The 11,099-nt window shown below is 45.4% G+C and carries 11 protein-coding genes; 1 reads left to right on the top strand and 10 read right to left on the bottom strand.

Annotation, left to right across the window (positions count from 1 at the left end; translation table 11 throughout):
- From IQR33_RS18680 to IQR33_RS18660, 5 genes are all read right to left on the bottom strand, one after another.
- Positions 1-806 (bottom strand): ABC transporter permease (locus IQR33_RS18680; protein WP_193843917.1); only part of this gene is annotated, 806 nt, incomplete at its 3' end.
- Positions 803-2,074: a TolC family protein gene (locus IQR33_RS18675; RefSeq protein WP_193837574.1), complete on the bottom strand. Its 1,272-nt coding sequence runs from the start codon at positions 2,072-2,074 to the stop codon at positions 803-805. The genes IQR33_RS18680 and IQR33_RS18675, both read right to left, overlap by 4 nt.
- A complete protein-coding gene (locus tag IQR33_RS18670; RefSeq protein ID WP_017633885.1) occupies positions 2,067-3,200 on the bottom strand; it encodes an efflux RND transporter periplasmic adaptor subunit in 1,134 nt (377 codons plus the stop codon). The genes IQR33_RS18675 and IQR33_RS18670 overlap by 8 nt, the downstream gene beginning before the upstream one ends.
- Before the next feature lie 227 nt (positions 3,201-3,427).
- Entirely contained in the window at positions 3,428-3,862 is a 435-nt protein-coding gene (locus IQR33_RS18665; RefSeq protein WP_017633884.1) for a hypothetical protein, read from the bottom strand.
- Positions 3,863-3,864: 2 nt separating this feature from the next.
- On the bottom strand, positions 3,865-4,677 hold the full coding sequence (locus IQR33_RS18660) for a TIGR02594 family protein (protein ID WP_017821644.1): 813 nt from the start codon (positions 4,675-4,677) through the stop codon (positions 3,865-3,867).
- Between the two features lie 425 nt (positions 4,678-5,102).
- Here IQR33_RS18660 and IQR33_RS18655 point away from each other — a divergent pair, with 425 nt between their 5' ends.
- Complete coding sequence (locus IQR33_RS18655) at positions 5,103-5,324, top strand: hypothetical protein (RefSeq protein WP_017633882.1); 222 nt, start codon at positions 5,103-5,105, stop codon at positions 5,322-5,324.
- A gap of 49 nt (positions 5,325-5,373) precedes the next feature.
- Here the strand turns inward: IQR33_RS18655 and IQR33_RS18650 are convergent, their stop codons facing one another.
- The 5 genes from IQR33_RS18650 to IQR33_RS18630 form a co-directional block, all read right to left on the bottom strand.
- Positions 5,374-5,889 carry a protein disulfide oxidoreductase gene (locus tag IQR33_RS18650; RefSeq protein WP_017633881.1) on the bottom strand — a complete coding sequence of 172 codons (516 nt, stop codon included), beginning with the start codon at positions 5,887-5,889 and terminating at the stop codon, positions 5,374-5,376.
- Positions 5,886-7,997 carry a protein-disulfide reductase DsbD family protein gene (locus IQR33_RS18645; RefSeq protein WP_017633880.1) on the bottom strand — a complete coding sequence of 704 codons (2,112 nt, stop codon included), beginning with the start codon at positions 7,995-7,997 and terminating at the stop codon, positions 5,886-5,888. Before IQR33_RS18645 ends, IQR33_RS18650 begins: the two co-directional genes overlap by 4 nt.
- 64 nt (positions 7,998-8,061) lie before the next feature.
- Entirely contained in the window at positions 8,062-8,460 is a 399-nt protein-coding gene (locus tag IQR33_RS18640; RefSeq protein ID WP_017633879.1) for a hypothetical protein, read from the bottom strand.
- A gap of 102 nt (positions 8,461-8,562) precedes the next feature.
- Positions 8,563-9,165, bottom strand: a complete 603-nt coding sequence (locus IQR33_RS18635; RefSeq protein ID WP_017633878.1) for a response regulator transcription factor — start codon at positions 9,163-9,165, stop codon at positions 8,563-8,565.
- Positions 9,166-9,190: 25 nt separating this feature from the next.
- Positions 9,191-11,014 carry a sensor histidine kinase gene (locus IQR33_RS18630; RefSeq protein WP_017633877.1) on the bottom strand — a complete coding sequence of 608 codons (1,824 nt, stop codon included), beginning with the start codon at positions 11,012-11,014 and terminating at the stop codon, positions 9,191-9,193.
- Positions 11,015-11,099 lie beyond the last annotated feature (85 nt).

Raw genomic sequence — 11,099 nt, 5'->3', positions numbered from 1 at the left:
ATTCCACTGATGACCGCCGCACCTTCACTAAAATCGGGTAATTCGACCGCATCTTTATCACTTGGGTCAAAATGAAGCTGCTTGGCGAAAAAGTTCACGATATTTTGTCGAAACGACGGTGCATCCATCCCGTCTCTCGGCTTCATCAATACCATCCAAGGTTTCGCATCCCACAAATCGCGGTACGTTGTTTGAGGAATGAAAACCGTGCGGCTATCGCCGAATGAAATGCCAGTGTCCTCACCAACGGTTATCCCAATCACCAAAAACGGAATGCCGTTGACTTTGAGCCTATCCCCGATTTGGATTCCGCCCATTTGCGCAATTTGATCGCCTAACACCGCCACGCGAGTGTGGTTGTCCATATCACTTGGTGACAGATTTCTCGAACCGGATTGCAGCTTGCGTTGCATTAAAGGAAAGTAAGACGTATCAATACCGCTGACCGTACTCGATAAGTTCTGTCCTTTGAGATTGGTGATATTCGCATCCCATTTGGCGTAAACGCTTGACGCCTGTTGCACGAAGCCTGACTGTTTGATCATGTCGACTTTTTCTTGTGGAATATCAATTTGTCGTCTTGAAGCTAACCCTTGCCACGGTTTACTGGTACTCGACGGAAACACCACTTGCACATTGTTGATCATAAATGAAAACGACTGGGTCTGATGGCGATAAAAGCCTTCGCCAAGTGCGATTAACACCACCACAGAGATCACGCCCCAAGCAATCGCGATAATGGCCAGCACGCTCTTCATGCGGTGCGCCATCAACGTTTGCCAAGTTTGTTGCAATAGACTGCTCATGAATGAAAAGCTCGAGAGAGCAACGCCATGGTATCGTCATCGAGTTTCCCTGCGGTTTGCAGTAAGCCGATTCTCTTACGCCAGTAGCTGTACAAGTTGGTTTGCAGACTGTTTTTCGCCTCAAACAAGCTGTTGTGTGCGCTGATAACTTCCGACACTTCAAGCAGGCCAGCGTCGTAAAGTTTCTCTTTGCTTTGCAACACTCTGGCGCGCGACTCAACCAGCTCGTTCGCTATCAAAACTTGATTCCAGTTGATATCGACCTGCGTAAACTGCTGAATAACTCGTTTCTGAATATCAATTTCCACTCTACGCATATCTTGCTTGGCGCTTAAAATGTTCAACGATGCTTCGTCCACTTTCGCTCGCACTGCACCATTGAGATCAATCGGCAAACTCAAACTAATCCCAGCGTTAAACTCGCCGTTTGAACGATTGTCACCATCGCTGTAGCCCACACTGCCTTTGACGGTTGGGTAGTATCCACCTTTAGCTGAATCTTTCGCGAACTCGCTCGCTTTCACCATCTGCGCCGCTACCAACAGCTCTGGACTACTGTCTTTCGCCAGCTTTAGCCATTGCTCCTGAGAGTCCACCAGCATCGGAGGCTGAATTAAAGAATCCGTTCGAATTTGGTCGACACTCTCCGGCATTTGATTAATTAACGCCGCAAGCTCTGCTTTTTTCACTTCGAGATCGGCTTTTGCATTGAGGATACTTGCTTGCTCAGAGACTTGATTCGCTCGCATCTCTTCAACATCAACCGACTTCACTTTGCCTGCTCGATAGCGTTTCTCAATGATGTTGAGAAGTTCCTTCCCCTCCTCCAGCTTGGACTGCGCCAATTTGAGGTCGCCCTGTGCGCTTGCCACATCTAGGTAAGCGGTGAGCAACTTCTGCGCAAGCTCGTTATGCGATTGAGATAGCTCTAACTGTGCTTTGAGATAATTGGCATTCGCTTGATCCAGTTCCGACCACAAACTGCTATCCCAAATAGTTTGAGATAAGGTAGCGCCGTAACTGTTGGAATGGCTTGAGGACTCATTCCAATCCGCTGACGCACTGGCACTTAAACCCGGTAATAACGCACTGCGGCTACTCTGTACGCCAACCTCGCCAAGCTGGACGCCGATTTTCGCTTTTTCGTAATTTGGATCGTTCTGCTTTGCTTGTTGCCAAGCTTGTTCAATAGAAATTGCGTAGGTCGGCAAACTGAGCGTGGCAGCCAACAATGCAAAGGCGATTTTTGATCGTTGCAGCTTAACCATACGCCGCTCCCATCATGCTGTTGTCGATAACCTCTTCATCAAGCTCCACGCCGTCAAGCACTTCGACATTGATGCCATCTGACAGACCGAGTTTCACAGGTTGTTTATGAAACCCTTGTTCTGAGCTGTCGGGGATCAGAACATTCGGTGCGTCACCATCAAATTGCAGAGCGCGCTCCGGTAGAGTGAGCACGTTTTCAGACTTCTTCAGAATGATTTGAGCCGTCGATGAAAAACCAGAACGAAGCAACACATCTTGTGGGATCTTGAGTTCTCCCACTTCAACCTCAAAACCGTTATCAAAACTTTTTGCAGAAGCATTGCCCTCTGGTGAGTTAAGGTTCTCAGATTGAATCGCCACTTTGGTTAGCACACCAGAAATCGCCACATCAGGATAAGGCGCAACCGTCAACATAACGGGCATTCCCGGAGACAACTGCGCAGCATCATGCTCACTGACGCTACCTTTAAAAATCAGACTGTTCATGTCGGCCAATGACATCATTTCAGTCGCGGCTTGGCTTGATTGAGTCGAGATGATCGGCTCTCCGACCTCAACTTTCTGGTTGAGTACCGTGCCATCAATTGGCGCGTAGATCGTCGACGTTAAACGCGCATCACCGATAGACGCCTCACCACTGCGGATGAGTTCGAGATTCTGGCGCTTTTGCAATACGTCCGCTTGCGCAGATTTGACTGCCGAGCGCGCACTTACGTATTCGTCGTAGTTACTTGGAATAATGTCCTGCTTGACCAAGCTTTCTAAGTTGGACAGTTTTTGTTTGGCGGATTCCAGATCGGCTTCACTACGCATGAGTTCTGCCGATGCATCCGTTAATGCTTGGGGGGTTGGGTTTGGACGCACTTTGATCAGCGGCTGGCCTTGCTTCACCTTTTCACCAACTTTCGCGTAAATTTCACCGACGATACCGTCGATTTGTGACTTGATAGACACGGAGTGTGCAGGGACAATTTTACCAACAGCCACCGCTTGTTTTTCAATCGTGCCTTTTTCCACAATCAATGTAGGCAGTAATTCTGGTTGAGCGGAAGATTGGAGATAGAAATACGTACCACCGCCGAGCAGCGCAATGCTCACAGCGGAGACAAGCCAACGTTTCGTCATTATTTATTCCAACAATTATTGGGTAGTCTAATGACTACTCCTAAAACACAAAGTTGAAGGAATAATATCCTGCTTTAATAGCGGTATGGTTGTCACAGTTGGTATGGTTTTGTCAGTCGCCTCTGACAATCAAAGACTAAAAAATCTCGACGAATCATTCAGCAAAGACGCTGTCTACGATGGCGACTAACATGCTCTGTAACCGCTCGTTTCAACCGCCACCCTTTTCATTCTGAACAATGTGCAAAATGGCGCTGTTCTGTATCCAAGTGAGCAGCTGTTTCTTGAGCGTTTAATATGTTCTCTTGATTAGCCCCAAACTCAGCCCCCGTTCCAGGCCAATAATATGTATCTTTATCACGACATAGTGTGAGAATGACAGGATCATTGTGTATATTGGGCTCATCTCCTAGCTCGCCATACATACTGAAAGTAATCTCAGACCCAACGTCTCCACGAAGTTTCTGAATCACTTCTGCTTGAACTTTAAAGAGAACATCTTCCTCGTGTTCAGCAAACTTTTCAAAACCTGTAATTTTCACCACTGCAGAATAGGGCGTTTGAAATATCGCATCTTTGAGTACCTCATTCTGAGAGTACACTCCCTGTGAAGCACAAGCTGATAAGCTCACACAGCCTAGCAAACTTATAAATTTCTTCATGTTTAACTTTCCGTTCCTGCTAAGGCAGAGCCTTTTGTATATACAGGTAAAGTACCTTTTGTTTCATCGTAGTTACTCGGTACTACGAACTTGTCCCAGACATCAATAGAGTACTTTGCTATATTGACTTGGTTGCTTTGGTTTCCTCCTAACATGTACAAATGCCTACCATCAGGGCTCTTTCCCACGACAAAAGCAACATGCCCACCACCTTTTCTCGATTTAATCCCTAGAGCTCCATGTATAGGTTCTGAGATGTTTTTACCAAAACCCTTCCACTCCTTTGCTCGATAAGCTTCTTTTACTGGAGTGATTCCGTGTTGTTTAAAAACCCAAGCGGCAAACGAACCACACCAAGCATTTTGACCTCCAGAGTCATCAGTGCCCCAGAACTTAGATGCTGTAAAATACTCTAAAATCCTTGGATTGGCCTTAGTGCCTGAAACTTCTTTTTGTCCAATTTCTCCCAACGCTGTTTTCATCCAAGGCACTTTGGTTACTAGTTTTTGAGCATCATGAGGATCATTTTTCACTGAACTATAGGATGGTAATCCATTGAGCTTACGATGAGTTCTACCATTTACATCGATCCGACCATCTGGCTTTACCATATAAAGTAGCTTACGCTGACACACTTTTATTGCCTCTACTGTTTTCGACAAATGAGGACTCCGCCCTAACGAGCCATCAACAACCAACAGTCGGGTAAAACCTATTCTCTTTTGGTTATCATTTAAAAATTGTTGAACTGCTTTAACATCATTTTTCGAATTAGTGCCATTTATACCAACAGAGCCACGGATTTTTAATCCCATTCTCGTTACCTTTATAACTAATCATATAATTAAGAAAGTACGCTTTAGCGTGACAACAATAAAGATAAAATGTTGTTTTATACGATTAGCCATACGAGGGGAATTAGGTGTTGAAAATATAGATTACAAATAAACTCAGCTCATATCACTAAAAACACCTATTTATCACCTTTTGGTCACGCTTCAAAGCAGGACAGCCAAGATGTTTTAAACCATGCGTATTAATAGACGAAAAAATGTTTATAAATGAACACTTAAATTAACATAGTAAAACTATCAATTACTATTTAAAATTTAAATAACACTTCCTTTTTAAAGGCACTCTATAATTAAATTTATCAAACTTTAATTTTTATTAAATTAAGCTTTAATTTATTAATCTGACTATTTAACTAATTTCATTTCAGTTAATTGTACTTTTTGGCATGTTAGCGAGTGATGGCGGCGCCAATAACACCGACCCATTTTCAGAAGGAATAACGGACGATAACCAATGGATTGTGGAAGAACCACACATGATGATTATTACCCTAGACCAAGTGTTGCTCGACTATCTACCCATCGGTTCAAGTTATGATGGCCCATACGTGATGTGGAATGGTATGCCATACGCACACATTATTATTCCCGTTAGAGCGAGAAAATAAAAAGAAAAAATCCGATACTCAATATTTTGAATATCGGATTTTTATAGCGTTATCGAGCTAACCAAACTCTCGCTAGTATTCCTATCGGAGTGGTAACGCCAGTTGTGACGGAGGAAATTTCACCATTTCTTAAAATATAAATGGTTGGAGTCACGCTAATTTTCCATTCACGCATAATATAGCTTGAAGGATCGTTTATGTTTTCAAAACGATATTCTTTTGCCCTCATAAACTGCGCCACACGCTCATTCGGTCCCGACGATCCAGAAACGCCAACTACGGTGTAGTCATCACTCAGCCAACTCACGCTTGGGCTTACAAATTTACAAGCGGGACACCAAGTCGCCCAAAAATAAACAACGACAGGTTGTTCATAACTTTGCGCGATTGCATCGAAGTGTTCGCCATCGCTCAATACTGAGCTCAATGGTGGTGACTCCTGTTTAGGAATATCTTTAGTGCGATACCAATCCATCGCGATAGAAATCGCGGTGACAATGAGCACCATCTGTACGATTTGAATGAGCCAATATCGGAATGTTCTACGCTGCTTTGTCGAACTCATTGAATGGCTCCCCCACTCGCTTGTTTCACCGCGCTTAAAACAACATCATCAGTCAGAATCACAGGTAACGGGATACCTTGTGGCGCCGCCGGGCCATAGACGATGTTAAACGGCACACCGTAACGCCCATGAGCTCGTAAAAAGTCAGTTACCGAGCCGTCCGGATGTGTCCAATCCCCTTTTAACGTCGCTACATTAGGGCTTTGCAGCAATGAGTAGACAGGATCTTGCCAGATCACACCGATCTTGTTCGCTTTACACGTGACACACCAATCCGCAGTGACATCCACAAACACCACTCGCCCATTATTGACGTGATCTTCAATCGCCGAGTTAGAAAGCTTCTGCCACGCTAAGTCCTCAGGAAGCGGTGTCGCCCATTGGTCGGCAGTGACACTACCAAGTAACAGGCCACCAGCTATCAACACTAATGACGCAGTTCCGGATACAGCAAGCGCTTTCTCACCATACACTTTCTTAACTCTTGCCATCATTACAACAAAAGCAACCACAGCGATAAGTGCAATCCATAACATCGGTACATGATTTGCCATTAATGAAAGTAGCCAAATGCTAGTCGCCAGCATCATTATGCCAAACACGATTTTAACGACATTCATCCACGAGCCAGGCTTTGGTAGTTTCAGCGCGATATTTGGAAACATAGCGACTAAGAGCCAAGGCAGTGCCATACCCAATGCTAATGCTGTAAAGGTTGCAAATAACGTTAATACGTCGGCACCCAAGGCAAACGCCACGGCCGTTCCTAGAAAAGGCGCGGAGCAAGGCGTCGCAAGCAATGTAGCAAACATACCTTGAACATAGTGACCAACTAGGGAGTTATCACCTTTCGAGGCCAGCCATGTATTGGTACCCGATGATAGACGGACTTCAAACAGCCCCAGCATATTGGCCCCAAACAAAGTGGTGACCAACACCATCAAACCTAAGAACCAAGGGCTTTGAAATTGCACGCCCCAGCCAATGGCATTACCTGTTAGCTTAAGCACCAAAATAAAACCAGCGAGAATCCAGAACGACGTTAATATACCAAGTGACGAGGCAACAAACTGAGCGCGAATTTGACGACGCTCGATACCTTGAGCGGCAACAATACTACTTAGCTTCATCCCCAAAACCGGAAGAACGCAAGGCATAATGTTAAGAATTAAACCGCCGAGCAACGCGAATAGAAAAACACTCGTTAGAGACGTGCTCGGCAACGGTTCAACTATTGCCTCAGCAGTTGCTTGAGTGGTTTCTTCTGCTAGTAAATTGGTGTCTTTGATGGTCACAAACAGCGACTGACCATCCAACTCCACATCGCCCAGCCAAGTATCAACGATATAGCTCGCGGTGACGATGTTTCCTTCTTGATACATTCCTTCAAGCTTGAAGCTATAGTCTCGCGTTGCTTCATCGACACCATCCACCAGCACTTGTGGTTGTTGCCAACCCTGACTGTTCTGTAGCTTGATTTGTAGTTTCGATTGGTTCGCATCCCAACTCGCCTGAGTAACATCAATAAACGGCGATGGCTGCGGCACGTTACTCACTGCTTGAGCGTAACTGAACATCACGTCTTCATCGACTTTTAGATCAGAAGGCAAGAACGTCAATTGAATTTGATAGTCGGTCAGCACACAAATCGTCGTACAAGAAGAAAGTGTCAGTACCGCATCAATCGTGACAGGTTTGGACATGTCTTCGACGTGCAGCGTCATGGGGAACAAAGTATCGCCTTTATACCCAAGAGTCTCGATACCTAATAGTTCGAATTTTTGTGGGTGCGGCCATTGCCAATCCACTTTGGATAAATTTTGTGAATTCTGCCAATCAATAGATGGTGCTACGCCGCCCTCACCAGGTGAACGCCAGTAAGTTTTCCAGTCCCCAGCCAACTTGACGTCCAGATAACCAGTGATTGTTTTGGCTTGCGGATCTTGTTGACCAGTGAGCACAAAGCGCGTTTGCACTGGAAGATGTTGCGGGTTGGTCAGCCAACCTGTATCAGTAGTTTGAGCTGAAATACTCAGAGAGAGCAAACTCAAAGCAAGCGTCATAAAAAACATGGACGCAAACTGAGTCAGTTTAGTAATTTGATTCATAGTGATTCCTAGTTAAAAGACAAAGGTGCTAAATAACTGACGCTAGTGGTCAGAAAGCACGCTTTTATTCTCGGAACACACAGAAAGTCAGATGGACTCGATACTTACGGCCTATCGGTTCCGTCCAATGTTGCACACCAATATAGGCACTGCACAACCAAATTGCCGAAGCAAAAAGACCGACAAACAGAACAACAATAAATACATCGAGTTGATGTTGAGAAAACTGAATTAACTTTTCAGACAATTCGCACTTGCTGGTTTCTTTAGTATCAATCGACTTGACGCTCGAACGCTCATCAGCAAATGAAACCGCGGGCGATTCCGTCTCATATTTCATAGAGCATGACGATGCAAAGCCTGAATTTTGCATCAGACACACAACGACCACCCAGCCAATAATCGCCAGTAGCCATTTTGCCCGCTTATGTGGCGTGTGATGTCGTTTAGTCAACAAACTCATAAGAATTCAGATAAAGTAAGAACGAAGAAGATAATACGCGAGTCGTCATAAAGCTCAAGTTGTATCCTCTAAATAACCTTAAGAGGCTTCACTCGCTAAGCTTTAATCTAGCCTGCCATAAATATATGCCAACTCTGCGACGGTTTTTGCCGAGAACTTCTTCAATAGATTGGCTCGGTGTACTTCAACCGTTCGCATTGCTATGCAAAGTTCGTCAGCAATACGAATGTTGCGTTTTCCTTCAATGATCAAACGTAAAATGTCTTTTTCTCTAGGTGTGAGCGATTCATAAGCCGATTTAGCTGCTGCCATATCGAGGTTTGTGGCAGACTGCGCCTGTCCCTGCAAAATGGCTCGTGCCAGTTCATCGCCTTTGACTGGTTTTTGGAAGAAATTGACCGCCCCAGCTTGCAATGCATCGACCGCCATCGGAACATCACCATGCCCTGTCAGATAAATAACGGCCAACGGGCTGTTGGCTTGATTTAAAACTTGGTGCACTTGCTGACCACGAAGGTTGGGCATTCGGCTATCAAGGATCACGCATCCGGCCTGATGAATGTTCACTTTATCGAGAAAAGATTGCCCATCAGCAAAAGTCGTCACGTTGAAGTCATGCTCTTCCAGCATAAAAGCGAGCGAGTCACGCACCGATTCATCATCATCGACTACAAAAACAGGTAGCTGCTTTTCACCGCTGCTCATTGAATGCTCCTATGCCTAGTTCAGATTAGTTTTGATATGGAAACACAAGCTCAACCAAACAACCATGTGGTGCTGTCGAGCTGATGACAAACTCGCCACCATGCATTTCCATCACATCGCGACAAATGGCTAACCCTAGCCCAAGCCCTTCTTCTTTGCTACTCACAAACGCTTGAGTCGGATTCTCTTGCTGCAACCCTGTACCATTGTCTAACACTCGAATAGAGAGTTGACTGATTTGGTAATCGCAATGCAGGGCAATTTTACCTTGATAACCTGATGAGTGATATTTCTCTTGGAACAAAGTACACGCATCAATCGCGTTGCTGATCACATTAACTAAAACCTGTTGTACGCCAACTGCATCGACAAGTAACGGACGAATGTTCCCTTCTGTACTGGCCACAATAGAAATGTTTTGCTTCTGCATCCGAAAATGGAGTAACTCAATCGTGTCATCAATGAGTACTTGAAGATCGCACGACGTTTTGTCGACACTGCGCTTGCGAATCAACGTTCTTAATCGCTGAATAATTGCATCGGCTCTTTCAACTTGGCCCTGTATTTTCTCAAGCACAGGGACAATATCTTCATGAGGGCGCTTTTTGGCCAAGCGAAGTAAACCGCCTTCACTATAGTTGCGAATGGCTGCCAGTGGCTGATTGAGTTCATGGGCAAGACTAGTGCCGATTTCTCCGACAATCGCGACCCTTTGTGAATGTTCTAACTGTTCACTTTTCTCTTTTAATCGTAACGATGTCTGCTCCAACGCTTGCTTACTCTTGCTAAATCGATACTCAAGCCAAAAGTGGTACGCGTTCAACACAATCACAAACATGAACAGCGCCCATGCCCATTCTTGATGACTACGCAGCCAGCGTAGAGCCTCACTCCACCAGGGTTGTTGCAACGGATGGAGATCCAACGCCTGATAAAGTTTGTCGATGCTCAGCAAGCTGACGGGGGACGTCCAACCTGACGCGCCTGCCGCAATAACCGCAGGGTGTTCAGGTGGCATCGCTAACAATACTTGCGCAATCTGTTTGGCGATCTGAGCTGAGCCGCGCTCTGTTTTGGCAAATGACCAGTTAGGATAAAGCGGTGTGGAAACAGCGCATAACGAGTGCTCATTCGGCTGTTGATTTAAAACTCGGTAATTACCCGGTTGTAAAAGCCCTTCACTTAACATCTGTTCCAATAAACAAGCAGGGACGACGGCCGCTTCCACATTACCATCACGTAATTGATACAGGTTGGCATCAATAGGAAAACCAAGATAGCGGACATCGGAAAAGAAATCGTTTGGATTAAGCCCCATTTTGACTATTTGATAGCGCATCGTGAGGTAACCACCAAAGGCTTTTTCTGATACCGCCGCAACGGGACGTCCTGAGACATCTTGCACCGTTTGATAACTTGAATTGGCTCGAACCACAAGCGCCGAACCAATGCCGTAATTCGAGTTTTGTGGGGCTCTGCTAGTTAGCGTTGCCATCCACGACAGCGCGTATTGCCTGCCCAATCGCACTGCCTGACCTGGGTTGGTTAAGATGAAATTCATCTTCTGAAACTTCACCGCTTCGCCCATTTCATCCAAGTTAAGGGGATGAAGGACAAAATGCACATCGGAAATTTGCTGATTGAGCCAATCAATGGTCGGTTGCCATCTCTGCTCGGCATAAAGATGGCCGCGTATCGCTAACACGCCCACTTCGACTTTTTTCTTGACCTGTGGCTGCTCTGCTTTTTGCTCTTGCAGATCTGCTTGTTCAGAAACTGCGCCGTGAGCCAAAGATGCAAAGGCAACTAAGCAAAGAATCCAAAGCTGAAGCCACAGTGCTTTTTTCATGATGAGTCGAATCGTTCCGTCAAGAGAGTACGACAAGAATAACAGCTACCTTCCCTAAACCACATTTGTTTTAGATCAAGTTTGA

Source organism: Vibrio sp. OPT46 (assembly GCF_015163535.1).
GTDB classification, from domain to species: domain Bacteria; phylum Pseudomonadota; class Gammaproteobacteria; order Enterobacterales; family Vibrionaceae; genus Vibrio; species Vibrio alginolyticus.
The sequence above is the reverse complement of the archived record's forward strand: the minus strand, read 5'-3'. Positions and strand labels throughout refer to the sequence as shown.